General features: G+C 60.5%; 27 protein-coding genes. 21 read left to right on the top strand and 6 right to left on the bottom strand.

What is annotated here, in order from left to right; all coding sequences use genetic code 11:
* Positions 1–12: 12 nt before the first annotated feature.
* The 6 genes from CRO62_RS15405 to CRO62_RS27230 all read right to left on the bottom strand — a co-directional run bounded on the left by CRO62_RS15405 (position 13) and on the right by CRO62_RS27230 (position 7403).
* Positions 13–549 carry an AAA family ATPase gene (locus tag CRO62_RS15405; RefSeq protein ID WP_097100800.1) on the bottom strand — a complete coding sequence of 179 codons (537 nt, stop codon included), beginning with the start codon at positions 547–549 and terminating at the stop codon, positions 13–15.
* Positions 550–742: 193 nt separating this feature from the next.
* The gene (locus tag CRO62_RS15400) at positions 743–1672 is read right to left on the bottom strand and encodes a response regulator (RefSeq protein ID WP_013636721.1); all 930 of its coding nucleotides are present in this window, start codon (positions 1670–1672) and stop codon (positions 743–745) included.
* Complete coding sequence (locus CRO62_RS15395; RefSeq protein WP_097100799.1) at positions 1669–5064, bottom strand: ATP-binding protein; 3396 nt, start codon at positions 5062–5064, stop codon at positions 1669–1671. The genes CRO62_RS15400 and CRO62_RS15395 overlap by 4 nt, the downstream gene beginning before the upstream one ends.
* A gap of 43 nt (positions 5065–5107) precedes the next feature.
* Positions 5108–5878 (bottom strand): SDR family oxidoreductase, encoded by a 771-nt coding sequence (locus tag CRO62_RS15390; RefSeq protein WP_097100798.1) that lies wholly within the window; start codon positions 5876–5878, stop codon positions 5108–5110.
* Positions 5879–6096: 218 nt separating this feature from the next.
* On the bottom strand, positions 6097–7131 hold the full coding sequence (locus CRO62_RS15385; RefSeq protein WP_003510168.1) for a glutamine synthetase beta-grasp domain-containing protein: 1035 nt from the start codon (positions 7129–7131) through the stop codon (positions 6097–6099).
* Positions 7131–7403 (bottom strand): hypothetical protein, encoded by a 273-nt coding sequence (locus CRO62_RS27230; RefSeq protein ID WP_179784541.1) that lies wholly within the window; start codon positions 7401–7403, stop codon positions 7131–7133. Before CRO62_RS27230 ends, CRO62_RS15385 begins: the two co-directional genes overlap by 1 nt.
* A 209-nt stretch (positions 7404–7612) precedes the next feature.
* Between CRO62_RS27230 and CRO62_RS15380 the strand changes: the two genes are divergently transcribed.
* From CRO62_RS15380 to aidB, 21 genes are all read left to right on the top strand, one after another.
* Complete coding sequence (locus tag CRO62_RS15380) at positions 7613–7819, top strand: DUF2735 domain-containing protein (RefSeq protein WP_003513926.1); 207 nt, start codon at positions 7613–7615, stop codon at positions 7817–7819.
* Between the two features lie 341 nt (positions 7820–8160).
* Entirely contained in the window at positions 8161–9450 is a 1290-nt protein-coding gene (gene urtA / locus CRO62_RS15375; RefSeq protein ID WP_097100797.1) for an urea ABC transporter substrate-binding protein, read from the top strand.
* Positions 9451–9726: 276 nt separating this feature from the next.
* Positions 9727–11340, top strand: coding sequence for an urea ABC transporter permease subunit UrtB (gene urtB / locus CRO62_RS15370; RefSeq protein WP_097100796.1), 1614 nt, complete (start codon positions 9727–9729; stop codon positions 11338–11340).
* Positions 11337–12515 (top strand): urea ABC transporter permease subunit UrtC, encoded by a 1179-nt coding sequence (gene urtC, locus CRO62_RS15365; protein WP_097100795.1) that lies wholly within the window; start codon positions 11337–11339, stop codon positions 12513–12515. Before urtB ends, urtC begins: the two co-directional genes overlap by 4 nt.
* Before the next feature lie 7 nt (positions 12516–12522).
* Entirely contained in the window at positions 12523–13284 is a 762-nt protein-coding gene (gene urtD, locus CRO62_RS15360; protein ID WP_003513917.1) for an urea ABC transporter ATP-binding protein UrtD, read from the top strand.
* A 211-nt stretch (positions 13285–13495) separates the two neighbouring features.
* Positions 13496–14191, top strand: coding sequence for an urea ABC transporter ATP-binding subunit UrtE (gene urtE, locus CRO62_RS15350; protein WP_097100793.1), 696 nt, complete (start codon positions 13496–13498; stop codon positions 14189–14191).
* A gap of 255 nt (positions 14192–14446) precedes the next feature.
* Positions 14447–15700 (top strand): alpha/beta hydrolase family esterase, encoded by a 1254-nt coding sequence (locus tag CRO62_RS15345; RefSeq protein WP_097100792.1) that lies wholly within the window; start codon positions 14447–14449, stop codon positions 15698–15700.
* Complete coding sequence (locus tag CRO62_RS15340) at positions 15607–16458, top strand: urease accessory protein UreD (protein WP_179784540.1); 852 nt, start codon at positions 15607–15609, stop codon at positions 16456–16458. Before CRO62_RS15345 ends, CRO62_RS15340 begins: the two co-directional genes overlap by 94 nt.
* Positions 16459–16567: 109 nt before the next feature.
* The gene (locus CRO62_RS15335) at positions 16568–16870 is read left to right on the top strand and encodes an urease subunit gamma (protein WP_003513909.1); all 303 of its coding nucleotides are present in this window, start codon (positions 16568–16570) and stop codon (positions 16868–16870) included.
* Between the two features lie 11 nt (positions 16871–16881).
* Positions 16882–17139, top strand: coding sequence for a DUF1272 domain-containing protein (locus CRO62_RS15330; RefSeq protein WP_013636714.1), 258 nt, complete (start codon positions 16882–16884; stop codon positions 17137–17139).
* Positions 17140–17159: 20 nt separating this feature from the next.
* The gene (locus tag CRO62_RS15325) at positions 17160–17465 is read left to right on the top strand and encodes an urease subunit beta (protein ID WP_097100791.1); all 306 of its coding nucleotides are present in this window, start codon (positions 17160–17162) and stop codon (positions 17463–17465) included.
* A gap of 1 nt (position 17466) precedes the next feature.
* On the top strand, positions 17467–17823 hold the full coding sequence (locus tag CRO62_RS15320; RefSeq protein ID WP_003513905.1) for a GFA family protein: 357 nt from the start codon (positions 17467–17469) through the stop codon (positions 17821–17823).
* Positions 17824–17832: 9 nt separating this feature from the next.
* Complete coding sequence (locus CRO62_RS15315; protein ID WP_097103048.1) at positions 17833–18243, top strand: lysozyme inhibitor LprI family protein; 411 nt, start codon at positions 17833–17835, stop codon at positions 18241–18243.
* Positions 18244–18248: 5 nt separating this feature from the next.
* Positions 18249–18893, top strand: coding sequence for a hypothetical protein (locus CRO62_RS15310; protein ID WP_035251880.1), 645 nt, complete (start codon positions 18249–18251; stop codon positions 18891–18893).
* A 4-nt stretch (positions 18894–18897) separates the two neighbouring features.
* The gene (ureC, locus tag CRO62_RS15305; protein ID WP_013636712.1) at positions 18898–20607 is read left to right on the top strand and encodes an urease subunit alpha; all 1710 of its coding nucleotides are present in this window, start codon (positions 18898–18900) and stop codon (positions 20605–20607) included.
* A gap of 9 nt (positions 20608–20616) precedes the next feature.
* On the top strand, positions 20617–21285 hold the full coding sequence (locus CRO62_RS15300; protein ID WP_179784538.1) for a TIGR02117 family protein: 669 nt from the start codon (positions 20617–20619) through the stop codon (positions 21283–21285).
* Positions 21286–21453: 168 nt separating this feature from the next.
* Positions 21454–21990 (top strand): peroxiredoxin, encoded by a 537-nt coding sequence (locus tag CRO62_RS15295; RefSeq protein ID WP_080797852.1) that lies wholly within the window; start codon positions 21454–21456, stop codon positions 21988–21990.
* Between the two features lie 149 nt (positions 21991–22139).
* Positions 22140–22628, top strand: a complete 489-nt coding sequence (ureE, locus tag CRO62_RS15290; protein ID WP_162633806.1) for an urease accessory protein UreE — start codon at positions 22140–22142, stop codon at positions 22626–22628.
* Between the two features lie 3 nt (positions 22629–22631).
* Positions 22632–23303 carry an urease accessory protein UreF gene (locus CRO62_RS15285; RefSeq protein ID WP_179784537.1) on the top strand — a complete coding sequence of 224 codons (672 nt, stop codon included), beginning with the start codon at positions 22632–22634 and terminating at the stop codon, positions 23301–23303.
* Positions 23304–23409: 106 nt separating this feature from the next.
* On the top strand, positions 23410–24021 hold the full coding sequence (gene ureG / locus CRO62_RS15280) for an urease accessory protein UreG (protein WP_013636707.1): 612 nt from the start codon (positions 23410–23412) through the stop codon (positions 24019–24021).
* A gap of 3 nt (positions 24022–24024) precedes the next feature.
* Positions 24025–24849, top strand: a complete 825-nt coding sequence (gene aidB, locus CRO62_RS15275; RefSeq protein ID WP_097100789.1) for an AidB family quorum-quenching N-acyl homoserine lactonase — start codon at positions 24025–24027, stop codon at positions 24847–24849.
* The last annotated feature ends 62 nt before the right edge of the window (positions 24850–24911 follow it).

Genomic DNA, 24911 nt, shown 5'->3' with positions numbered 1-24911 from the left:
ATGATCGCACATTCAGCCAGCTTCAGCCGCCAGCCTCTCCAGCACGATATCGGCACGTTCCGGGACGGGGGCTTTCGGCAGCACAATCGTCTCATAATCCAGACGGGCATAGTCGTGCAGCAGGCGGTGATATTCCTCCACTGCCGCCTCAAAACCGTGCTTGCGCTCGCTGTCGCCCCGGTAGATTTCCGGCCAGGGCGGGGTGAGGAAGACCAGCGGGTTGTAGCGGTGCGTGCGCCGCAGCGTTTCGATGAAGCCATCGCCGCTTATATGATGAAGTGCTGAGGCGGCGTCGATCAGACCGCGGTCGAAGAAGACGAGGCCTTCCGCTGGCGCCTTTTGCCGGTCCTCCAGCGCCATGGCGATCGTCCGGCGGGCAAAGGCTTCCAGGTCGATCCAGGGGAGGGCGGTGCCGTTATTTCTTGTTTCCTCAATCACGATCCGCCGCCCCGGTTCCTCGACGGTTGCGAAACCGCGGTGAGCAAGCTCGGCAAGCAGGGTTGATTTGCCGCCGCCGGAGCAGCCGGAAAGAATAATGAAATGGTCCATGGGAACCTCCCTGCGGGGTCTGGGTTGGATGGAAGGTGATGTTTTTTGGGGGGCTTGGATTGCGGCGTTGCCGCTTGTTTCTTTTCTCCGAGGGGAGAAGAAATATGCTGCACTCGCTCGGCGAATAAGTTGATGCTCTACGCTTAAGCGGAAAATATATGTTTTCCGAACCGTATCACATCAGATGCAGCCGTCACCCCTGATGCAAAATATGCGCGGCCTTGACGGCGGCGGAGGCGCGGTTTTCGACGCCGAGTTTGACGTAGATCTGTTCCAGATGTTTGTTCACGGTTCTGGCGGAAAGGCCGAGAATATCGCCGATATCGCGGTTGGATTTACCTTTGGCAATCCACAGCAGAACTTCCGATTCCCGCGTTGTCAGGGCAAAGTGGTCCTTCAGCAGGTGGTCGTCGGATTTCTCATTGGCGGCTGTCAGACGGAAGAGATATTCGTCCGGTCCCATTGCGCCGAGGAAGGAGAGCTGCAAAGCGGGCCGCCCGGCCTCGGTGATCGTCAGCGGTGCATCGCGGGCGGAATCCACCGTTGTCCTGTCGGCCAGCCAGCCGGAAATATGGGCAACGACGATCTCCAGCCCATCATCGCGGCCGGTGGCGGCGTTGACCAGTCGGGTTGCCTGTGGTGTTGACCAGTGGATCGCGCCGTTGGCGCGAACGGCAAGCAGGTGGCGTCCGGCGGCATCAAGCGCCACGCGGGCGCTCTGCGCCGAGCGGGCATTGGAGAGATGCACACGGATGCGGGCGCGCAGCTCGTCGATGTTGATCGGCTTGGTCAGATAGTCGACACCGCCGGATTCGAGCGCCCGCACCACATGTTCGGTCTCCGTCAGCCCGGTCATGAAGATGACAGGCACTTGGGCCACGGCGGCGTTGGCCTTCAGGCGGCGGCAGGTTTCGAAACCGTCCATGGCCGGCATGACGGCATCGAGCAGGATGATATCGGGCGTGATGCGTTCGGCAATGTTGAGCGCGGCCTGACCGGATGTGGCAATCAGCGCCGAAAAGCCTGACTGTTCCAGCGCATCAGTGAGGAACCCCAGCGCTTCCGGGCTGTCATCCACCAGCAATACAATGTCTCTCGGCAGTGCTGCGCCTTGCCCGCTCATGCCTTGCCGTCTCCCCTGTCGCTCTCTTCAAACCGCTTTAGAAAATGGGCGTAACCGGCCAGATCGAAAGCCTGCACATAGGTGCCAAGCTCTTGCGTGAAGGGCAGGTTGTCCGTGTTGCGGGCGAGATCGGCGAGTTTCGCCTCTATGCCGCGTATGTAGCCTATTTCGCCGAGCCTCTGCAAATCCTTGATATGAATTGCGCCGGGATGAACGATCTGGGCCGGCGGCTGGGGGATGGGTGCCGGGGGAAGGTCGGTATCGTAAATCCATTTCAGGCCAAGATGCACCGCAAGCCTGTCGCACAGGTGGCGGATGTCGACCGGCTTGGCGATGGCGTCGTTGTGATTGTCTTCTCCGGCACCCGCTACAGTGCCGTCACCGATATTGGCCGAGAGCATGATGAGCGGAGCCGTCTGCCCTGCTTCACGCAACTTCGTCACAAGCTGCCAGCCGGACATGCCGGGCATGGAGATATCGATGAGGAAGAGGTCGGGCTGCACGCCTTCGATGAGCGTCAGGCATTCCGGTCCGCTCTGGGCGGTCAGCACCACGAAATCGAGCGGCGAAAGCACCTGCCGCATCAGCTCGCGGTGATCCTCGTTATCATCAACCACCACGATGGTGCGGCGGGGACCGGAATAGGAGCGGATGGTTTTTTCCGGCGCAGGTGCGGTACTTGGCCGGTGCACGGCCGACAGCATGAGACGGACGCGGAAGGTGGAGCCGTTGTCCTTTTCGCTGGAGACGGAAATCTCGCCGCCCAGCGTGTTGGTCAGAAGCCTCGTGATGGTGAGGCCGAGGCCAAGGCCCGGCATGGGGCGCACGCTTTCGGCCTCGCCACGCTGGAAGGGTTCGTAGATGCGGGCGAGGTCTTTTTCGGCAATGCCGCGCCCGGTATCCGACACCGTGAAGCTCGCCACCTGGCTGCGATAGGCGACATCGAAGGTGACGCTGCCCTCGTCGGTGAACTTGATGGCGTTGGAGAGCAGGTTGACGAGGATCTGGCGCAGACGCTTTTCATCCGTGCGGACATATTGCGGCAGGGAATGGGCGCGTTCATGGCGGAATTCCAGACCCTTGGCTTGCGCCTGCGGGCGGAACATATCGACGATCTGGTCGAGGAAATCCTGAATATTGATCTCGTTGGAATAGACCTGCAGGCGGCCAGCCTCGATCTTGGAAATATCCAGAAGCCCGTCGATCAGGCCGGAGAGATGGTCGGCGGACCGGCGGATGACTTTGATGGCCGATTGCCGCGGCGCGGGAATGGTCTCATCGCGTTCGAGGATCTGGGCATAGCCCAAAACAGCGTTGAGCGGCGTGCGCAATTCGTGGCTGAGGCCGACCACGTAGCGGCTCTTGGCGCGGTTGGCGGCCTCAGCCGTTTCCTTGGCGTCCTGAAGGGCGGCGTCGGTCTTCTTGTGGGCGGCGATTTCCTTCAACAGCAGCGTGTTCTGGCGTGAGGATTCCTCTTCCGCGACCACCCGGCTGTCATGGGCAAGAACCAGAAACCAGCAGACGATGCCGGCAATGACGGCAAAGACGAAAAACACGATGAGGATGGTGCGGTTGACCACGTCAGCCGTTGCCGGCGAGGCGGTGCCGACCTGATGGGCGATGAGCGCCAATATGCCGCCAATGGCGGTAACGGCGATGGCCGCCGCCATGCCATAACGTCCGAGCCGTGTGGCGAGTTTTGCCACCAATTGGTGGGGCAGGAAAGATTTTGCGACCGTCGCGACCTGATAGTTGAGCTTGGCCTTTGGCTTGCACATGTCATGGCAGCGGCTGTCCAGCGAGCAGCAGAGCGAACAGATGGGCGCCGCATAGGCTGGACACCATGCCATGTCTTCCGGCTCGAACGGGTGTTCGCAGATGGAGCAGGTGATGGCGCTCAACTCGCGCCATTTCTGGCGCGGCTTGCGGGCCAGATAGAATTTGCCCTTCGTGCCCCAGGCGATCAGCGGCGAGGCGATGAAGGCGACGATGAGGGTGAGATAGGGCGCAAGCGAGGCAGCGAGTGCGCCGAAGGTGCCGAAATGCGCCATCAGCGCAATGGTGGCCGAAAGCGCCATGGAGCCGACGCCGACGGGATTGATATCGTAGAGATGGGCGCGCTTGAATTCGATGCCCGGTGGGGCAAGGCCGAGCGGCTTGTTGATGAACAGATCGGCCGAGATGGTGCAGAGCCAGGCCATGGCGACGATGGAAAAAATGCCGAGCGTTTCTTCCAGCAGGCGATAGATGCCGAGTTCCATCAACAGCAGCGCGATCACCACGTTGAAGACCAGCCAGACGACGCGGCCGGGGTGGCTGTGGGTGAGGCGGGAGAAGAAGTTGGACCAGGCGAGCGAGCCCGCATAGGCGTTCATGACGTTGATCTTCAGCTGCGAGACCACCACGAAGGCGACCATCAGCAGCATGGCCGCCGTATGGTTGGGGATCATGTAACCGAAGGCGGTCAGGTACATCTGGGCCGGATCGGCGGCGCGGTCCACCGAGACGCCGGAACTGAAGGTCAAGACCACGAGGAAGGAACCGGCCAGCAGCTTCGGCACGCCGACGACGACCCAGCCAGCACCCGCCAGAAAAACTGCGATGCGGTGGCGCAGACGGCTCTGGCCCTCGGCGGGCAGGAAGCGCAGGAAATCCACCTGTTCGCCGATCTGCGACATCAGCGCGAGGATGACGGCAGACGCCGCGCCGAATTCCACCAGATTGAAATGGGCCACGGTGCCCGGCGGACCGGAAGCGTGATGAATGCCGGAAAAGGCCCGCCACAGATCGTATTTTTCCCAGTCCATCAGCGCAATGAAAATGAAGGGCAGGACGTTAAGCACGATCCAGAAGGGCTGGGTGATGATCTGGAAACGGCTGATGAGGCGCACGCCATGGGTGACGAGCGGAATGACCATGACGGCAGAGATGATGTAGCCGATCCACAGGGGAATGCCGAGCGCCAGCTCCAGCGCGCCCGACATGATCGACGCCTCTATGGCGAAGAGCATGAAGGTGAAAGCGGCGTAGATCAGCGAGGTGATGGTGGAGCCGATGTAACCGAAGCTCGCGCCGCGTGTCAGGAGGTCGATATCGACGCCGTGACGGATGGCGTAACGGCTGATCGGCAGGCCGACGGCAAGCATGGCAATGGCCGCGACGATGATGGCGTAAAAGGCGTTGGTGGTGCCGTAGGACAGCGTGATCGCGCCGCCGATGGCTTCGAGCGCCAGAAAGGAAATCGCGCCGATGGCGGTGTGGGAGATGCGGTTGGACGAAAATTGCCGGGCGCTTTTGGCGGTGAAGCGCAGCGCATAATCTTCCAGCGTCTGGTTGGCGACCCAGCGGTTATATTCGCGCCTGACGGGGATGATGCGTTGCCGTGCGGCCATGCCTAGGATCCAGCCCCTTCCCGCAAAAGGTGTTTTGCCATTCTCACAGCCGCACCGACATGCCGCCATCGACCGTCAGCACATGGCCGTTGACGAAGGAGGACGCGTCGCTGGCCAGAAACAGGGCAGCACCAGCAATCTCATCCGGCCTGCCCCAGCGTTCCAGCGGCACGCGCAGCTTGGCAAAGGCGACCATGTCAGGGTTTTCGGCAAGGGCCGCATTGGTTTCCGTGGCGAACATGCCCGGTGCAATGGCGTTGCTGGTGATGCCGCGCGCCCCATATTCGACAGCGATTGCGCGCATCAGCCCTGTCAGCCCCTGCTTGGCAACGGGATAGATCGCATCGCCCGGCCTGACGATGTGGCCGAGAATGGAGGTGATGGTGATGATGCGGCCGTAACCGTTGGTATTCATGGCTTGCGCGGCATCTCGCGACAGCGAGACGGAGGAGGTGAGGTCGGTGCGGATAAGCTCCAGCACGTCCTCGTCGCTGAATTCGGAAAGCGGGCGGCGGTCGCGTGCGCCGACATTGTTGACGAGGATATCGAGATGGCCGAATTCGTTCATGATGCGGTGGACAAGGGCAGTTCCGGCGGTGGTATCGGCAATGTCGAAAGCGGCATAATCGGCTTTTCCGCCGGCATTGCGAAGTGTGTCTGCTGCCTGTTCCAGCGCCTCGGCGTTACGGCCGGTCAGCCACACATGGGCGCCAGCCTCGGCAAAGGCCCTGGCGATTTCGAAACCGAGACCGCGGCCGCTGCCGGTAATGATGGCGATGCGGTTTTCGAGAGAGAATTTTTTGAGAATGCCCATCGCTCACCTTCTTGCTTTAGAGCATCGGACCGAAAACCGTGTCGCGGTTTCGGAAAAGCCGATGCGGTTGGTCAAAGCCACGCAACGTCTTCGAGTTTGCGCATAGGCAAGAATATTCCACGCAGGGCAGAGGGCGAAAGGTCGCCTGTCCGGTCCGGCCGTTCGGTGGACATAAAAATGGCGTCGCCCGGTTGCGGGCGACGCCATGTCTTGGGTTATCAGGCAGCAGCCGACTTTGCGAGCGGCACTTCTGCAATCGTCTTCAGAACGACGGAAGCGATCTGGTAAGGGCACCCCTGCGAGTTCGGACGACGGTCTTCGAGGTAACCACGGTAACCGTTGTTGACGAAGGAGTGCGGAACGCGGATCGAGGCGCCACGGTCGGCAACGCCGTAGGAGAACTTGTTCCACGGAGCGGTTTCGTGCTTGCCGGTCAGGCGCAGATGGTTGTCCGGACCGTAAACGTCGATGTGCTCCTGCCAGTTCTTGGCGAAAGCGGCCATGAGGGCTTCGAAATACTCCTTGCCGCCAACTTCACGCATGAACTTGGTGGAGAAGTTGCAATGCATGCCCGAACCGTTCCAGTCGGTATCGCCGAGCGGCTTGCAATGGAATTCGACGTCGATGCCGTACTGTTCGCAAAGACGCAGCAGCAGGTAACGGGCGATCCAGATCTGGTCGGCGGCGCGCTTGGAGCCCTTGCCGAATACCTGGAATTCCCACTGGCCCTTGGCCACTTCGGCATTGATGCCTTCGTGGTTGATGCCGGCTTCGAGGCAGAGGTCGAGATGTTCTTCAACGATTTCGCGGGCAACCGAGCCGACGTTCTTGAAGCCGACGCCGGTGTAATACGGACCCTGCGGAGCCGGGTAACCCTGCTCGGGGAAGCCGAGCGGGCGGCCGTCCTGGTAGAAGAAATATTCCTGTTCGAAGCCGAACCATGCGTCCTCGTCGTCGAGGATGGTCGCGCGGCTGTTCGATGCATGCGGGGTGACGCCGTCAGGCATCATGACTTCGCACATGACCAGTACGCCGTTGGTGCGGGCCGGATCGGGGTAGATCGCGACGGGCTTCAGCACGCAATCCGAAGAGTGGCCTTCGGCCTGCTGTGTGGACGAGCCATCAAAACCCCAAAGCGGCAGCTGCTCGAGCGTCGGGAATTCATCGAATTCCTTGACCTGTGTCTTGCCGCGCAGGTTGGGGACCGGCTTATAACCGTCAAGCCAGATGTACTCGAGTTTGAACTTAGTCATTACGAACCTCTCATAGGTAACAATGCGAAGCCTTGAGGCTTGCCGTGGCTTTCGCCACCGGAAGCACATTCGCGTTCAAGGGCTGGCCATATAGATGCATGCCGCGTGCCAGATTGGCGATGTTTTGCGAATTCTTCGAAAAATCTTTCAGGCATGCTCAGGGCCGAGGCGATCGATATGGCCATTAACCGCTCATGCTGCACTGCGGCAGGTAAATCGAACCCCAATGTTTCGTCAGTGATTCCTAACAGATAGCGGGTGGCATCGCTCAAAATGCCCTGTTGCGGTGCAATGTTTTCGATTGCGAACGACGGATCGGCATTTGCCCCAAAAACCGGCGCTTCCGGAATGGTTTTTCTTGCTGAATGCCCATTTAATGCCTATATTTTTCGCAACGTGATTTTTTTTTAATCAGATGGAGCTAAACCAGAGCTAACGGGTTTGCTTCACAACCAAAGTGCTTCGATGCAAACAAAGTGAGATGTTCGATATGGCAACTGGCTTTCATCGTGAAACGGCAACGATCTTTCAATTTCCGGTCGGCGGACGCGCGGGGCTCTCAAAGTTCCGTAACATTGGGCTGAGCGATCTGGAGCGCGAGGCACGTCAGCCGCATGTCGATTTCGGCTCCTGGTATCATGACGACGCGATCCGCGACGAAGAGCGGGACGACAAGCCGCACGCTTGATGTGAAGCCTTGCTGATCGTTTCTTCTCCCCTGCCGGGAGAAGGTGGCGCGAAGCGCCGGATGAAGGAACAACTTCTCAGTCTGTCTCCGACCTTCCACCCTCGACCCGCTGCCGCGCTCGTCTCCCTGGAGGAGAGGAAGCAAGTTGAAATATCACGTTTCACATTGATTGCCCCGGCCGGGATTTCTCTCTCCCCAACACCCCCTGCAGCTTTCGCCACCCCGCCTACGTCAATTGACGTATACGGTTTCTCGCCCGCGAGATCGATAGTCCCTTCCAGCAGCGGTCAACGATGCCGCTGAAGCCCCATGAGGGCTAAACAAGGAGAGGGGTTCTTCCGATGACATTCCGCAAGACGCTTAGCGCCGCACTGCTCGGCGCAATCATGTCCACCACTGCCTTCCACGGCGCATTTGCCGCCGACGATACGATCAAGGTAGGCGTGCTGCATTCTCTTTCCGGCACCATGGCGATTTCAGAGACGACGCTGAAGGACGCCATGCTGATGCTCATCGACGAGCAGAACAAGAAGGGCGGCGTTCTCGGCAAGAAGCTCGAAGCCGTCGTGGTCGACCCGGCTTCCGACTGGCCGCTGTTTGCCGAAAAGGCCCGCCAGCTGATTTCGCAGGACAAGGTCGCCGCCGTTTTCGGTTGCTGGACATCCTCGTCGCGCAAATCCGTGCTGCCGGTTTTCGAAGAGCTGAATTCCCTGCTGTTCTACCCGGTTCAGTATGAGGGTGAAGAATCCTCCCGCAACATCTTCTACACCGGTGCGGCGCCCAACCAGCAAGCCATTCCGGCCGTCGATTACCTCGCCAGCACCGAAGGCGTCGAGCGCTGGGTTCTGGCCGGCACGGACTATGTCTACCCGCAGACCACAAATAAGATCCTGAAGGCCTACCTGATGTCGAAGGGCGTCAAGGAAGAGGACATCATGATCAACTACACGCCGTTCGGCCAGTCCGACTGGCAGACGATCGTGTCCGACATCAAGAAATTCGGCTCGGCCGGCAAGAAGACCGCCGTTGTCTCCACCATCAATGGTGACGCTAACGTGCCCTTCTACAAGGAACTGGCCAACCAGGGCATCAAGGCCGAGGACATTCCGGTCGTCGCCTTCTCGGTGGGCGAAGAGGAACTTGCCGGTCTCGATACCGCACCGCTGGTCGGCCACCTCGCCGCGTGGAATTATTTCCAGTCCGTCGATGCGCCCGTCAATGCCGAGTTCATCAAGACCTGGCACGCCTTCACCAAGAACGACAAGCGCGTGACCAACGACCCGATGGAAGCCGCCTATATCGGCTTCAACGCCTGGGTAAAGGCCGTCGAATCCGCCGGCACCACCGATACGGACAAGGTTCTCGACTCGATCATCGGCGTTTCGGTGCCAAACCTTTCGGGCGGTTATTCCACCGTTATGCCGAACCACCACATCACCAAGCCGGTGCTGATCGGCGAAATCCAGGCCGATGGGCAGTTCGAAATCGTGCAGCAGACGCCACAGGTCGTGGGTGACGAATGGTCGGATTATCTGCCTGACTCGAAGGACCTGATCTCGGATTGGCGCAAGCCGATGTCATGCGGGAACTTCAACGTTGCGACCGGTAAGTGCGGCGGCAAGGGTAGCTGATAGGCGGGGTGTTGGGGCCGCCCTCTTTGCTGGGGGCGGCGCTTGAATAGTTGAAAACTGAACAAGCATGCCCCCTCTGCCCTGCCGGGCATCTCCCCCACAGGTGGGGAGATCAACTCGTGGTGAGGCCCCGCATTTCTCGTCGGTTGAGATGGAGCGATGCGGGTGCACCTTGCCGATCTCCCTCCTTGTGGGGGAGATGCCCGGCAGGGCAGAGGGGGGTAAGCCACATACTCATCGCCAGATAAAATACACCGCCGCTCCAAGGAACCCGACATGACGATCCGATCTTTTCTAGGAGCCATCTTCCTCTGGCTCACCCTGGGGATCGCCGCCCAGTCCCTCGCGCAGAGCGATCCGAAGGCGCTGATCGACCAGCTCGGCACGGCTGACTTCAAGCAGGCCGAAACATTGATCGGCCAGATTGCTGCCACCGGCGACGCGCGGGTGGTGCCGGCGCTTGAGGCTTTTGCATCAGGCGATCTTTACGTGCGCAAGGCCGACAATCTGGTGTTCATGACCAAGCCGTCGGGTTCCAATTTCACGCTCATCGATCCGCTGACCGGCGAAAGCGCTGGCGAAGCGCCGAAGGCGGCGGTTACCAAGATCAGGGTCAACAACAATCTGCGTCGCGTCATCCGCGCCGCGATGGGCGGCCTGACGTTGCTCAGTCCGGAACGCTCGGTGCGGCTTTCCGCCGCCGATGCGGTTCTGAAAGCCCCCAGCGCCGAAAATCTGGAATTGCTGGAAGCGGCAATCGCCAAGGAAACCGACAGTGAGGTGCGGACCCGGATGGAGGAGGCGCGGGCTGTCTCGCTGCTCTCCTCCGACCGGTCGCTTGAACAGAAGAAGGATGCGATTGCGACCATCAAGAAGCTTGGCGGACGCGACGCGATCGGCATTCTGATGGCGGCGTCCCCTTCGGTCGATCCAAGCCTGAAGCCTGATATCGACAGCGCGATATCAGGCATTCAAAGTGCGCTCGCCATCTGGGACTACGCGCAGAACATCTGGTACGGCCTGTCGCTCGGTTCCGTGCTGCTGCTGGCCGCCATCGGCCTTGCCATCACCTTCGGCGTGATGGGCATCATCAACATGGCGCATGGTGAAATGGTGATGATTGGCGCCTATTCCACCTTCATGGTGCAGGAGCTGATCCGCACCCATTTCCCCGGCCTGTTCGACTGGTCACTGGCCATCGCGCTGCCCATCGCCTTTCTGGTGACGGCCTTCGTTGGCCTCGTGATGGAGCGCGGCGTCATCCGTTTCCTTTACGGGCGGCCGCTGGAAACGCTGCTCGCCACCTGGGGTATCTCGCTCATGCTGCAGCAGGGCGTACGCTCGATTTTCGGCCCGACCAACCGGGAGGTCGGCAGCCCCGGCTGGATGTCCGGCTCCTTCAGCGTCGGTTACCTCAATTTCACCTGGAACCGGGTGTGGATCGTCTGCTTTTCGCTGTCGGTATTCTTCGCGCTGCTGGTGCTTTTGAAGCGCTCCGCGTTCGGCTTGCAGATGCGCGCCGTGACCCAGAACCGCCGCATGGCCTCTTCCATGGGCATCCGCACGCCCTGGGTTGATGCCTTCACCTTCGCGCTTGGTTCCGGCGTTGCCGGTCTCGCCGGGGTAGCGCTGTCGCAGATCGACAATGTCTCGCCCAATCTCGGCCAGAGCTACATCATCGACAGTTTCATGGTGGTGGTGTTCGGCGGGGTCGGCAATCTCTGGGGAACGCTGGTGGGTGCGCTGTCGCTCGGCGTGCTCAACAAGTTCCTTGAGCCGACGGTGGGCGCCGTGCTCGGCAAGATCCTCGTGCTCGTTCTCATCATCCTGTTCATCCAGAAGCGGCCGCGTGGTCTCTTCGCACTCAAGGGAAGGGCGATCGAAGCATGATTACCGGCTTCCTCCTGCGCGCGCTCGATCGCCGCATTTCCATCGCCATCGGCATCATCCTGGCCATCGCCGTGCTGGTGCCCGCCTCCAATCTGCTGTTGCCAGCCGACAGCGCGTTCCGCATCCCGACCTACATCATGTCGATGCTCGGCAAATATCTGGCCTATGCGCTGCTGGCGCTGGCGCTTGATCTGGTCTGGGGATATTGCGGCATTCTCTCGCTCGGCCACGCCGCCTTCTTCGCGCTCGGCGGTTATGCCATGGGCATGTATCTGATGCGGCAGATCGGCACGCGCGGTGTTTACGGCCATCCCGTGCTGCCTGACTTCATGGTGTTCCTCAACTGGAAGGAACTGCCGTGGTTCTGGCATGGCTTCGACATGTTCTGGTTTGCAGCACTGATGGTGCTGGTGGTGCCCGGCCTGCTCGCCTTCGTGTTCGGCTGGTTCGCCTTCCGCTCGCGCGTCAACGGCGTTTACCTCTCCATCATCACGCAGGCCATGACCTACGCCCTGCTGCTTGCCTTCTTCCGCAACGACATGGGTTTCGGCGGCAATAATGGTCTCACCGATTTCAAGGATATTCTCGGCTTTTCCGTGCAGGCGGATGGCACCCGTGCCGTGCTGTTTGCGATGACGGCCGTTATGCTGGCGATATCGCTGCTGATTGCATCCGGCATCGTCAATTCCAAATTCGGCAAGGTGCTGGTGGGCGTGCGCGATGCCGAAAGCCGGGTGCGCTTCCTCGGTTTCCGGGTGGAAAACATCAAGCTCTTTACCTTCGTCGTCTCGGCCATGATGGCGGGCATTGCCGGTGCGCTGTTCGTGCCACAGGTGGGCATCATCAATCCCGGCGAATTCTCCCCCGCCAACTCCATCGAGGTGGTGGTGTGGACGGCAGTCGGCGGGCGCGGCACGCTGATCGGGCCGATCATCGGCGCCCTGCTGGTCAATGGCGGCAAGAGCTATTTCACCGGCGCTTTCCCCGAATTCTGGCTATTTGCGCTGGGTGGGCTGTTCATCGCGGTGACGCTGTTCTTCCCCAAGGGCATCGTCGGCACGGTGCAGCATTATCTGGTCGGCCGGCGCGAAAAGCGTATTGCGCGGGCGGCAAGTGCGGCCGGACAACCGGGCAATGACAGTGCTGCAACAGCGGCGCAACAGGCGGCGGAGTGAGGCTGACATGAACACGGTTTCCGAAAACAGAACCAAAAGCCTGCTTTATCTCGACGGTGTTTCCGTTTCCTTCGACGGGTTCAGGGCGCTCAATTCCCTGTCCTTCGTGGTGGAGCCGGGCGAGCTGCGGGCCATCATCGGTCCGAATGGCGCCGGCAAGACAACGATGATGGATATCATCACCGGCAAGACCCGGCCGGATACCGGCACGGTGCTGTTCGAAGACAGCATCGACCTCACGAAAAAGGACGAGGCGGATATTGCCCAGCTGGGCATCGGGCGTAAATTCCAGAAGCCAACGGTGTTTGAAAGCCATACCGTCTGGGACAATCTGGAACTGGCGCTGAACCGCAAACGCGGCGTCTTCGCCACGCTGTTCTACAGGCTGACAGCGGAGGACAAGGCGCGTATCGAGGAAATCCTCGCCACCGTGCGTCTCAGCCACCGCCGCGGCGATCTCGCGGCCAACCTCTCGCACGGCCAGAAACAGTGGCTGGAAATCGGCATGCTGCTCGCGCAGGAGCCGAAGCTGCTTCTGGTGGACGAGCCGGTGGCCGGCATGACGGATGCGGAGACAGCCGAAACCGCCGTGCTTCTGAAAGAAATCGCCAAGACCCGCTCGGTCGTGGTGGTGGAGCATGACATGGGCTTCATCCGCGAGCTGGGCGTGAAGGTGACGTGTCTTGCCGAGGGGTCGGTGCTGGCTGAAGGGTCGATCGACTTTGTGTCCAGCGATCCGAAGGTGATCGAGAATTATCTGGGACGGTGATGGCGGTGTTTGCGCTCGCGATACCCCCCTCTGCCCTGCCGGGCATCTCCCCCACAAGGGGGGAGATCGGCAAGCGGCTAACACCCTGCCCCAAGACCAGTAGGCGATGGGACGAGCGGGAACGGCATCTGATCTCCCTCCTTGTGGGGGAGATGCCCGGCAGGGCAGAGGGGGGTAGCGCCGCCCACCACACCATCATTGGAGCTTTACCATGCTGACAGTCGACAACATCAACCTCCACTATGGCGCAGCACAGGCTCTGCGGGGCGTGTCGCTGAAAGCGGAGATGGGCAAGATCACCTGTGTTCTCGGCCGAAACGGCGTGGGCAAAAGCTCCTTGTTGCGCGCGGTCACCGGCCAGCATGCCATCAGTGGCGGGTCGATCAGCTTTGAAGGGGCGGCACTGGATGGGCTGGCGCCTTACCACCGGGCCAAGCGCGGCGTCGGCTACGTGCCACAGGGGCGTGAAATCTTTCCGCTACTCAGCGTGCAGGAAAACCTTGAAAGCGGTTATGCGCCGCTGCCGCGCAAGGAGCGTTTCATTCCTGACGATATTTTCAGCCTGTTTCCGGTGCTGCAATCCATGCTTGGCAGGCGCGGCGGCGACCTGTCCGGTGGCCAGCAGCAGCAGCTCGCCATCGGCCGGGCGCTGGTGACGCGGCCGAAAATCCTCGTTCTCGACGAGCCGACCGAAGGCATTCAGCCGTCGATCATCAAGGATATCGGCCGCGCAATCAAATATCTCAGGGATTCCACCGGTATGGCGATCCTGCTGGTCGAGCAATATCTGGATTTCTGCCGTGAGCTTGCCGACTATGTCTACATCATGGACCGGGGCGAAATTGTGCATGAGGGGCTTGCCGAAACGCTGGATACGCCCGAGGCGCGTCGCCATCTGACAGTATAAATCGAGACTAAAAGCCACGCACGCCGATCACGGTGTGCAAACGGCCGATTAATATTTTGAAAGTCTATGCGTGTCTGCATGGCTTTTATGCGCAATTTTAGCATTTCATTGAATAAACGCCTGTGATATTGGCAGCGAAAATGCTGCATGCGAGACACAGACGAAGTCTATTCGCACGCCGCGACAGTTGATCCCTTACATTCCACGCGCGTCCGACGTATCGTCGGGGAAACCGTGCCCAATAAAGGCGTGTCAATGCATCAAGACTTTGCCCTTGGCCGGGCTGCCCGGCTGTTCCGCTCCGCCCGCACCCTGTTTCTGGGTCTTGCGATCTGCGCGAGCGCCAGTGTCGCAGCGTCGGCCTCGACCTGCGGTCAGCTTGCTCAACCCGGCGTGGAACCGGGCAGGCATGATTTTTCCATTCTCTCCAGTGGTCAGAAACGCGAAGGCGTTTATTTCGTTCCATCGGCCTATGACGGAAAAAAACCGGTGCCTGTCGTGTTCGATTTCCACGGCTCCAACAGCAATCCGCACGGCCAGCTGAACCGCAGTGGCTGGGACAAGCTTGCCGAGCGCGACGGCCTGATGGTGGTGGCGCTGGCGGGCAGCCTCAATGGCGAAATCCCAGGCACCCATGCCTGGAATGTTCCTGGTGTTACCACGCGTCCCGGCGGGCTGGATGAGGTGAGCTTCATTCGCGATGCAATTGCCATGGTGAAAGGCAAGTTCTGCGTGGATGAGGAGCGCTTTTACGGTTCCGGTTATTCCGGCGGCGGGCGCATGCTGTCGCAATTCATCTGCAATGGCAGCGCGGATTTCACCGCTGCCGGCTTCGTTGCATCGCTGCGCGCGGGTTACCCGCTTGAGACAGAGGGCAAATGGGGACCGGATGCGGCAAGCTGCAAGCCGGCGCGGCCAATGTCGATCATCGCCTTTGCGGGCCTGAAGGATCCGGCCAATCCCTATCAGGGCGGCGGCAAGTCCTACTGGCAATATGGCGGCGAGACGGCGCTGAAGCGCTGGGCGGAAATGGACGGCTGCAAGGGCGGCGCGAAAACCAGACCGGGCGAGAGCTTCACCGTCAATTCCTATGACGTCTGCAAGGGCGGGGCACGTATCCAGTCCTATGTCATTGACAATTGGGACCATGCCTGGCCGCGCGCCACCATGAAGGCGGAAGTGCTGGCAGCGTCGGCGGTCCTCACCCGCAAGCCGGGTGGCGAGCAGACGCCGAAGGCGGAACCCGCGGTGGAGCGCAAGATGCCCACAGGCGAAGTGACGCGCACGGTTGATGCGGCGGAAAGAATGTGGGATTTCTTCCGCAACACGGAAGGACAGATGGTGGTGGATGCCGTCGTCAAAAAAGATTGCGGCGCCAAGGCCGGGTCCGCTTCCGCAACCGTTTCGGAGACCGCGTGCAGCCAGAACAGCAAGCCATCCGCCCTTCCTGTCTCGAAGACGGCGAACCTGCCCGGCAGCAGCGCGCCCGTGGCAGAGGACGCATTGTAACCAAGGCAGTCGAAGGGCGCAGCCGGCTGGACCAATTGTTCCAGGAAGGTTGCGCCAAGATCCGCCTGCCGGATACGTTTTCCAACGAGATCGAGGCCATCCTCATCAACTCCTCCGGCGGATTGACCGGCGGAGATGAAATGGAATGGCAGGCTGTTGCCGGGGCCGGCACCTCGCTGGTGGTGACGACGCAAGCCTGCGAGAAGGTCTACAAGGCATCCTCCGGAACCGCCACCGTCACCGCCCGCGTTTCCGCAGGGCCGGGCGCCCGGTTGCACTGGCTGCCGCAGGAAACCATTCTTTTCGACCGGGCGTCGCTGACCCGCAGGCTGGAAGCCGATCTCGACGCAACCTCCGAATTCATCGCCGTCGAAGCCGTGCTGCTCGGGCGTCAGGCCATGGGCGAGGCGATGCAGCATGGCCTGTTCCGGGATCGCTGGCGCATTCGCCATGGCGGCCGGCTGGTACATGCCGAAGAGCTGCTGCTTGCGGGTGAAGTGGCGGAGCTGACTGCAAAACCGGCGGTGCTTGCCGGGCAGGTGGCCTTTGCCACGCTTCTTTATATCGGGCCACTGGCCGAGGCGCTTTTGCCTAAAATCCGGGCTATTGCCGGTGAAAGCGGCGGCGCCAGCGAATGGCAGGGCAAGCTTGTCGTGCGCGTGTCCGCCGCCGACGGTTTCTCCCTTAGAAAAATACTTTTTCCGATCATTTCGCTCTTGCGAAACGGCGCGCCAGTGCCGAAAGTCTGGAATCTGTAAAGCTCCGGATCGCCCGTTACCGGCGACCTTCCGGGGTCTGTCAAACAAGTCGGATCAGCCCCCGAAACGCTGTGTTTTGCGGGGCAGGTGCGAAAGCTGCGGGACGACGATGAACCTTACTCCGAGAGAAAAAGACAAGCTGCTGATTTCCATGGCCGCCATGGTGGCGCGCCGCCGGCTGGAGCGTGGCGTGAAGCTGAATTACCCGGAAGCGATTGCGCTGATTACCGATTTCGTTGTCGAGGGCGCCCGCGATGGTCGCGCGGTGGCCGACCTGATGGAAGCCGGCGCGCATGTCATTTCCCGCGATCAGGTGATGGAGGGCATCGCCGACATGATCCATGACGTGCAGGTGGAAGCAACATTTCCCGACGGCACCAAGCTTGTGACCGTTCACGAACCGATACGCTGAGGGGGGACGATATGGCGCTGGAGCTTCGGCCCAATTGCGAATGCTGCGACCGTGATCTTGCCCCCGACAGCCGGGATGCGATGATCTGCTCGTTCGAATGCACCTTTTGCGCCGATTGCGCGACCGATGTACTCAAAGGCGCCTGCCCGAATTGCGGCGGCGAGCTGGTTCGCAGGCCCATCCGCCCGGCGGCCAAACTCGTCAACAATCCGGCATCGACGACACGGGTGCTGAAGGCTGAAGGCTGCGCGGCAGCCACCGCTGCTTGAGAGAGACAAAGGGGAGCACCATGAAACCAGGCGAAATCATTCCCGCAGAGGGCACCATCGAACTCAATGCCGGCCAGCCGACGGTGACGATCGAAGTTGCCAATACCGGTGACCGGCCGGTGCAGGTGGGCAGCCATTACCATTTCTTCGAGACCAATGCGGGTCTTGTCTTCGACCGCGATAAGGTGCGCGGCATGCGTCTCGACATTCCGGCTGGTACTGCGGTTCGTTTTGAACCCGGCCAGAAACGGGAAGTGACGCTGGTGCCGCTTTCCGGCAAGCGTGAGGTTTACGGGTTTCGTCAACAGATCATGGGGAGGTTATGAGATGGCGACGGCACATTATCACGGAAGTTGCCAATGCGGCGACGTGAGCTTCGAGGTCGATGCCGATCTCGACCACACGGTCGTGTGCAATTGCTCGCGCTGCAAGCGCTTGGGCTCGACGCTTGCCTTTGCGCCGCGCGAAAAATTCACCCTGCTTTCCGGCGACGACAAGCTGACGGAATATCTCTTCAACAAGCACAAGATCCATCATCTGTTCTGCTCCACCTGCGGCATTGAGAGTTTTGCCTATGCCGATGGGCCGGATGGGACGCCGATGGTGGCGGTGAATACCAATTGCCTTGATGGTGTCGATCCGCGTGCGCTGAAGCCGCAGGCTTTCGATGGCGCGGCTGCCTGAGTGATGGCCATGACTTCGCAAAAACTCTGTTTCGGTGTGGCCGTCCTGCTGTCTCTTGCGGCGTCTTCCGCATTTGCCGATGACGCGCCCGATTGTACCTCGCCGCAAACGCAGGCCGATATGACCATCTGCGCCGGCAAGGATTACGAAAAGGCCGACAAGCAGTTGAACGCCGCCTACCAGAAGGTTCGCAAGCAGCTTGCCGAGCGTGACAAGACGGCAGACGAGAGCGGCAAGGGTGCCGTGGATGCATTGGTTGCCGCCCAGCGTGCCTGGGTGGCGTTTCGCGATGCCAATTGTGATGCCTTCGGGTTTCAGGCGCGTGGCGGCACGATGGAGCCGATGCTGGTTTCCTCATGCCTGGCCGATATGAGCAACAAGCGCGCTGATGAATTGCGCCAGTTGTCCGAAGGTTTCTGAACGGTATGGGGCGGCGGATCATGATTGTCGGAAACGGAGAAATGCCGCAGGGCGTGGCTGATCTCATCGACCTTTCCGACATTGTCATCCGCTTCAACGATTGCCGTTCGCTGGGCGCTGGCGGCAGCCGCACGGATGTGGTGGCCGTTTGCAACACCGGCCGGCCCGGCCGCGAGATGAGCGAAGGGGCCGCGTGGCGCGACAATGAGGGGGTGCAGCAGGCTTCCGCCATCTGGTCGGTGCGCGATCCCGCGAAATTTTCGCAGATGGAGCCGGATATCCGCGCTCGCTGGCCCGAACTGACCGATTTTTGTGCCGATTATACCGCCGGTTTCGCAGCATTAGCCGAAGATACCGGCAAGAGCCACCTCGTCATTCCGCGCGGGGTGCATGAGCGGCTTGATCACGCATTGCAGGTCTATGCGCCGGCCCCTTACGTCTGCCCGAGCACCGGGCTTCTTGCCATTGCCCATGTTCTGGAGACCGTGAGCGGCGGTGATGACGAGGTGGCGATTGCGGGCTTTGGTCATCATGGCTGGAACGGGCATCCGTTTGCCGCCGAAAAACAGCTTGTAGAGGCCCTCACACACGAGGGCCGGCTGACACGAATTTCTCCCATATCGATTTTCTCCGCGTCCGAAGGAGCCTGAACCCATGCCTTACAAGATTTCCCGCGCCGCCTATGCCGGCATGTTCGGCCCGACCGTCGGCGACAAGGTGCGTCTTGCCGATACCGAACTCTTTATCGAGATCGAAAAGGACTACACGACCTATGGCGAGGAAGTGAAATTCGGCGGTGGCAAGGTCATTCGCGACGGCATGGGCCAGAGCCAGGCGACGCGGGCCGAGGGCGCTGTCGATACCGTCATCACCAACGTCGTCATCGTCGACCATAGCGGCATCTACAAGGCGGATGTAGGCCTGAAGAACGGGCGCATCCACGCCATCGGCAAGGCGGGCAATCCCGATACGCAGCCGGGCGTGACGATCATCGTCGGCCCTTCGACGGAGGCGATTGCCGGCGAAGGCAAGATTCTGACTGCCGGCGGCATGGATGCGCATATCCACTTCATCTGCCCGCAGCAGATCGAGGAAGCGCTGATGAGCGGCGTTACCTGCATGCTGGGTGGCGGTTCCGGCCCCGCGCATGGCACGCTTGCCACCACCTGCACCGGCGCGTGGCACATCGAGCGGATGATCGAGAGCTTCGATGCTTTCCCGATGAACCTCGCCTTGGCGGGCAAGGGCAATGCTTCGTTGCCCGCGCCGCTGGAAGAGATGATCCTTGCCGGTGCCTCATCGCTGAAGTTGCACGAGGACTGGGGCACGACACCCGCCGCCATCGACAATTGCCTGACGGTGGCTGACGAATATGACGTGCAGGTGATGATCCACACCGATACGCTGAACGAGAGCGGTTTCGTGGAAGACACGGTTGCCGCCATCAAGGGCCGTACCATCCATGCCTTCCACACCGAAGGGGCAGGCGGTGGCCATGCGCCTGATATCATCAAGGTCTGCGGCAATCCGAACGTCATCCCGTCTTCCACCAACCCGACGCGGCCCTACACCATCAATACGCTAGCCGAACATCTGGATATGCTGATGGTGTGCCACCACCTGTCGTCGTCCATCCCTGAGGATATCGCCTTTGCCGAAAGCCGCATCCGCAAGGAAACCATTGCGGCGGAGGATATTCTCCACGATATCGGCGCGTTCTCGATCATTTCCTCCGACAGCCAGGCCATGGGCCGTGTCGGCGAAGTGGCGATCCGCACCTGGCAGACGGCTGACAAGATGAAGCGCCAGCGAGGCCGTCTGAAAGAAGAGACCGGCGAAAACGACAATTTCCGCGTCCGCCGTTACATCGCCAAATATACCATCAACCCGGCCATCGCGCAGGGCGTCAGCCATGAGATCGGCTCCATCGAAGTCGGCAAGCGCGCCGATCTGGTATTGTGGAACCCGGCATTCTTCGGCGTGAAGCCGGAAATGGTGTTGCTCGGCGGTTCCATCGCTGCGGCACCGATGGGCGATCCGAATGCCTCCATTCCCACGCCGCAGCCGATGCATTACCGCCCGATGTTTGCCGCCTATGGCAAGCTGCGCACCAATTCCTCGGTCACTTTCGTGTCTCAGGCGTCGCTGGATGCCGGCCTTGCGGGGCGTCTCGGTGTTGCCAAGAAGCTGATGGCGGTGAAGAACGTGCGCGGCGGCATTTCCAAGGCGTCGATGATCCACAATTCGCTGACCCCGCATATCGAGGTCGACCCGGAAACGTATGAGGTGCGCGCCGATGGCGAGCTTCTGACCTGCGAACCGGCGACGGTGCTGCCGATGGCGCAGCGTTATTTCCTGTTCTGACGGCGTTTCGTGGTGAGATTTATCACAAGGTGGATCGGCGGTGGCCTGCTGCTGATCATCCTGCTTCTTGTGCTCGGCACCGTCGTGCCGCGACCCTTTTTTGCCGATGAAACAAGCGGCGTGAGGGATCGCGAGATATTGCTGTTATCCAACCCGATCCATACCGATATCGCCCTGCCTGTTGATGACGATCTGCGGCGGGTCTTTTCCGAATTGCAGGAGGGCGGTATCGCGGTCAACCATCCGGCTGCTGCCTATCTGGTGTTCGGCTGGGGTGGCCGGTCGTTTTACATACAGACGCGGACATGGGCCGACCTGAAGCCGATGCCGGTCGTGCGCTCTCTGACATTCGACCAGTCGGTGATGCATGTGGATGTGACGGGGGATTTTCCCGCCGACCTTGCCGGGGTGAAGCGCCTTCGCATTTCGGAAGCGGGATATCAGCGACTTGTGGCGGGCATTCGTGCGAGCTTCCTGCGGGACAATGGCAAAGTTCGGCTTATCCCCGGTGCTTCCTACAGCCTGACGGATGGGTTTTTCGAGGCGAATGGCTGGTTCAATGCGCTGGCCGGCTGCAACACGTGGTCTGCCGCCATGTTGCGGCAAGCCGGCATTCGCACCGGCTGGTGGACACCGTTGCCGCCACTGTTGCGCTGGTCGGTAGCGCTGCACAATTGATCTTCCCGCGGTGCGACGTTTCGTTGATTTGACGTCTGGTAATCCGATTTTTATGCTGCACCGCAGCGCATCTTGCGCTAAAGAAACGGCAAAAGAATTCCGTGCGGATCGGTCCCAAGCGATCCGTGCAAAACGCCAGAAAATTGAAGACAGATCAGGAGACAAGACATGCTCGGCAAAAAAGTGCCCGCCGTTACCTTCCGCACGCGTGTTCGCGACGAGGCCGTTGGTGGCCCCAATCCTTTCCGTTGGCAGGACATGACCTCCGACGATTACTTCAAGGGCAAAAAGGTCGTTCTCTTCTCCCTGCCCGGCGCTTTCACGCCGACCTGCTCGACCTACCAGCTTCCCGATTTCGAAAAGCTCGCGGGCGAATTCCGCGCGCTCGGCGTCGATGAAATCTATTGCCTGTCGGTCAACGACGCCTTCGTGATGAATGCATGGGCAAAGGGCCAGAACCTCGAAAACGTAAAGGTCATTCCTGACGGTTCGGGCGAGTTCACCCGCAAAATGGGCATGCTGGTCGCCAAGGACAATCTCGGTTTCGGCATGCGCTCCTGGCGTTACGCCGCCGTCATTAACGACGGTCTGGTGGAGCAGTGGTTCGAGGAAGAGGGCTATTGCGACAATAGCGATACCGACCCTTACGGCGTTTCCTCGCCGCAGAACATTCTGGAAAACCTGAAAAGCCGCGTTGCGGCCTGATTGCGGTTTATTCTTTTGACAAGGCCCGGCAGCGATGCCGGGCTTTTTCGTTTTCCGAGACGCGTTCGATCTGAAAACACGCCTTGAAATCGGCCGGGCTATCCGTCAACAATCGGAACCCCAAGACTGTTTCTGAAATGGATCATCCCATGCTGCGCGTCACGTCCTATCACCCCGCCGGAACTCCAGCCGACGAACCTTCCGGTTATGTCACTCTCGCGCATGACCAGCGGCATCTGCGCCGCAAGCTGCTGCATTTGCAGAATGACGAGATGGTGATGCTGGATTTGAAGGAAGCCGTGCTGTTTGCCCATGGCGACCTGCTGGTGGTGGAGAACGGTGATCTGGTGGAGGTTCGCGCTGCGGACGAAAAGCTGTTCGAAATCAAGGCGAAGGACCGTCTTCACCTGATCGAGCTTGCCTGGCATCTGGGCAACCGGCACCTTTCGGCGCAGATTGAGGAAGAGCGTATTCTCATCCTGCGTGACCACGTGATCCGCGCCATGCTGGAAGGTCTTGGCGCAACAGTGCGTGATGTGGAAGAACCTTTCCAGCCGGCGCGCGGTGCCTATCACGCCCATGGCGGTCATTCCCACGGGCACGGCCATGATCATGGCCACCATCACGACCACGGTTGAGGCGTGAGCGAAGATCGTGGCGTTGCCGCGCTGCTGCGGCTCATGGCCTGGATGTCGCCTGCCTTTCCCATCGGCGGTTTTTCCTATTCCGGCGGCCTTGAAAAGGCGGTGGAGGACCGGCGCGTCCGTGATGCCGCCGGTCTTTACGGCTGGGTGGAGGTGCTTCTGCGTTCCGGCAGTCTGTGGAACGATGCGGTATTTCTGGCTGATGCCTGGCGAAGCTCGCGGGATGCCATCGCGCTGAGTGAAGCGGCGGATCTGGCTCGCGCGCTCGCCGGTTCTGCGGAGCGCTACCGCGAGACGGTGCTTCTCGGCGATGCCTTCGTTGCCGCCGCCGGCGCCTGGCCGCATGCGGTTCTGGAGCTGTTGCCGAAAGAGGTTCCTTATCCAGTTGCCATAGGTGCGGTGGCGGCGGGGCATGGCGTGCCGCTTCGGGAAACGGTTGCTGCTTTCCTGCATGCCGGTGTTTCGCAGATCGTCTCCGCCGGTATTCGTCTTGGTGTCGCGGGGCAGAAGGATGGCGTCGCCATTCTCGCCGCCAGCGAGGCGATAATCGGCGAAATGGCGGCACGGGCGGTGCAATCCACGCTCGACGATCTCGGCAGCGCCACTGTTATCGCCGACACGGCAGCCATGCGGCACGAGATGCAGGGAACGCGGCTTTTTCGCTCCTGAGTATCTCGCCGCAATGCAGCATTACCGCCCTTGAAGCGGTCGTGTGAAGCGTTATGGTGGGAAAACATCAAAGCATATTGAAGGGAACATGGTTGTGACATCGGGCATGAAATCGGGCAATGGTCCGCTGCGCGTCGGCATTGGCGGGCCGGTCGGTTCCGGCAAGACCGCGCTGACGGAAAAGCTTTGCAAGGCGATGAGCGCCGATTATTCCGTCGCCGTCGTCACCAACGATATCTACACCAAGGAAGATGCGGAAGCGCTGGTGCGCATGCAGGCGCTGCCTTCCGAGCGTATCGTTGGAGTGGAGACGGGCGGATGTCCGCATACCGCCATCCGTGAAGATGCGACGATCAATCTGCAGGCGATTGCCGGTCTCAATGCGCGCTTTCCCGATCTCGATGTTGTCTTCATCGAATCCGGTGGCGACAATCTTGCGGCGACCTTCTCGCCCGATCTTGCCGACATCACCATCTATGTGATCTCCGTCTGCCAGGGCGAGGAAATTCCGCGCAAGGGCGGGCCGGGCATCACCCGCTCGGACCTGCTGGTCATCAACAAGAAAGACCTTGCTCCTTACGTCGGCGCTGATTTGACGGTGATGGACAGTGACGCCACGCGCATGCGCAATGCCATGCCTTTCGTCTTTACCGACATGAAGCGCGGCGAGGGTGTCGATCGCATCGTCGGTTTCCTGAAAGAGCAGGGCGGTCTCTAAGACATGACCACCCCCCTCCGTTTTGGTCTCTATGACGTCTCCCGTTTTGTCGATGGTGTTTACAAGGCGCCCGTCGGCCACCTCATCCACCGGCAGGGCGCGGATGCGCTGGCGGCGGCGCTTGCCGGGTACGAGGGCGAAACGGTGGATATGGACGTCAACTGTTTTGTGCTGTCAGGGCCTGATGGTATTTCACTGATAGACACCGGTTGCGGCACGGCCTGGGGGCCGACCTACGGCCATGCCCATGCGGGGATGATTGCCGCAGGGATTCAGCCTGATGATGTCAGCCGTGTTATCCTCACCCATATTCACGGCGACCATGCGCTGGGACTTATCGACGGCGACCAGCCTTATTTTCCCAATGCGGACATATGGGTGCCCGAGGCCGATCTTGCCTTTTTCACCAGCGAGGATGCGCGCAAGACATTGCCGCCTGCGCGGCAGGGCGCTTTCGATATTGCCGCCCGGCTGCTCGACATTTGTGGGGCCATGCTGCGGCCAATCCCAACTGGCAGAATTGCCGAGGGTATTGAGGCCATCGCCATGCCCGGCCATACGCCTGGCCATACCGGCTATCTCATCGGTAATGGCGATGACCGGCTGTTATTGTGGGGCGATGTGCTGCATGTGAGCGCGTTGCAGGCGGACGATCCGGGTATCGGTTTCGTCTATGATATCGATTCCGAAACTGCCTATTCGACACGTCTCAATGCGCTGACCCAGGTTGCCGATCACGGCTGGCTGGTTTCCGGCGGCCATCTCGGCGGGTTTTTCCGCATCGAGCGAGAGGGCGATCGCTTCCGCTTCGTGCCGCAGCCGGTCTGATATCCGGCTGGACAAAAAATTGGAGGACGGGATACCCGCAGGCGTCCCGTCCTCTTCCTCTC

Source organism: Rhizobium sp. AN6A, from assembly GCF_900215635.1.
In the GTDB taxonomy this organism is placed as follows: domain Bacteria; phylum Pseudomonadota; class Alphaproteobacteria; order Rhizobiales; family Rhizobiaceae; genus Agrobacterium; species Agrobacterium tumefaciens.
This window is presented reverse-complemented; position numbering and strand designations above follow the sequence as displayed.

Bases quoted from the DNA above. Each gene is read 5' to 3' on its own strand.
- CRO62_RS15405 (WP_097100800.1), bottom strand. From the start codon at position 549: ATGGACCATTTCATTATTCTTTCCGGCTGCTCCGGCGGCGGCAAATCA.
- CRO62_RS15400 (WP_013636721.1), bottom strand. From the start codon at position 1,672: ATGAGCGGGCAAGGCGCAGCACTGCCGAGAGACATTGTATTGCTGGTG.
- CRO62_RS15395 (WP_097100799.1), bottom strand. From the start codon at position 5,064: ATGGCCGCACGGCAACGCATCATCCCCGTCAGGCGCGAATATAACCGC.
- CRO62_RS15390 (WP_097100798.1), bottom strand. From the start codon at position 5,878: ATGGGCATTCTCAAAAAATTCTCTCTCGAAAACCGCATCGCCATCATT.
- CRO62_RS15385 (WP_003510168.1), bottom strand. From the start codon at position 7,131: ATGACTAAGTTCAAACTCGAGTACATCTGGCTTGACGGTTATAAGCCG.
- CRO62_RS15380 (WP_003513926.1), top strand. From the start codon at position 7,613: ATGTTCGATATGGCAACTGGCTTTCATCGTGAAACGGCAACGATCTTT.
- urtA (WP_097100797.1), top strand. From the start codon at position 8,161: ATGACATTCCGCAAGACGCTTAGCGCCGCACTGCTCGGCGCAATCATG.
- urtB (WP_097100796.1), top strand. From the start codon at position 9,727: ATGACGATCCGATCTTTTCTAGGAGCCATCTTCCTCTGGCTCACCCTG.
- urtC (WP_097100795.1), top strand. From the start codon at position 11,337: ATGATTACCGGCTTCCTCCTGCGCGCGCTCGATCGCCGCATTTCCATC.
- urtD (WP_003513917.1), top strand. From the start codon at position 12,523: ATGAACACGGTTTCCGAAAACAGAACCAAAAGCCTGCTTTATCTCGAC.
- urtE (WP_097100793.1), top strand. From the start codon at position 13,496: ATGCTGACAGTCGACAACATCAACCTCCACTATGGCGCAGCACAGGCT.
- CRO62_RS15345 (WP_097100792.1), top strand. From the start codon at position 14,447: ATGCATCAAGACTTTGCCCTTGGCCGGGCTGCCCGGCTGTTCCGCTCC.
- CRO62_RS15335 (WP_003513909.1), top strand. From the start codon at position 16,568: ATGAACCTTACTCCGAGAGAAAAAGACAAGCTGCTGATTTCCATGGCC.
- CRO62_RS15330 (WP_013636714.1), top strand. From the start codon at position 16,882: ATGGCGCTGGAGCTTCGGCCCAATTGCGAATGCTGCGACCGTGATCTT.
- CRO62_RS15325 (WP_097100791.1), top strand. From the start codon at position 17,160: ATGAAACCAGGCGAAATCATTCCCGCAGAGGGCACCATCGAACTCAAT.
- CRO62_RS15320 (WP_003513905.1), top strand. From the start codon at position 17,467: ATGGCGACGGCACATTATCACGGAAGTTGCCAATGCGGCGACGTGAGC.
- CRO62_RS15315 (WP_097103048.1), top strand. From the start codon at position 17,833: ATGACTTCGCAAAAACTCTGTTTCGGTGTGGCCGTCCTGCTGTCTCTT.
- CRO62_RS15310 (WP_035251880.1), top strand. From the start codon at position 18,249: ATGGGGCGGCGGATCATGATTGTCGGAAACGGAGAAATGCCGCAGGGC.
- ureC (WP_013636712.1), top strand. From the start codon at position 18,898: ATGCCTTACAAGATTTCCCGCGCCGCCTATGCCGGCATGTTCGGCCCG.
- CRO62_RS15295 (WP_080797852.1), top strand. From the start codon at position 21,454: ATGCTCGGCAAAAAAGTGCCCGCCGTTACCTTCCGCACGCGTGTTCGC.
- ureE (WP_162633806.1), top strand. From the start codon at position 22,140: ATGCTGCGCGTCACGTCCTATCACCCCGCCGGAACTCCAGCCGACGAA.
- ureG (WP_013636707.1), top strand. From the start codon at position 23,410: ATGAAATCGGGCAATGGTCCGCTGCGCGTCGGCATTGGCGGGCCGGTC.
- aidB (WP_097100789.1), top strand. From the start codon at position 24,025: ATGACCACCCCCCTCCGTTTTGGTCTCTATGACGTCTCCCGTTTTGTC.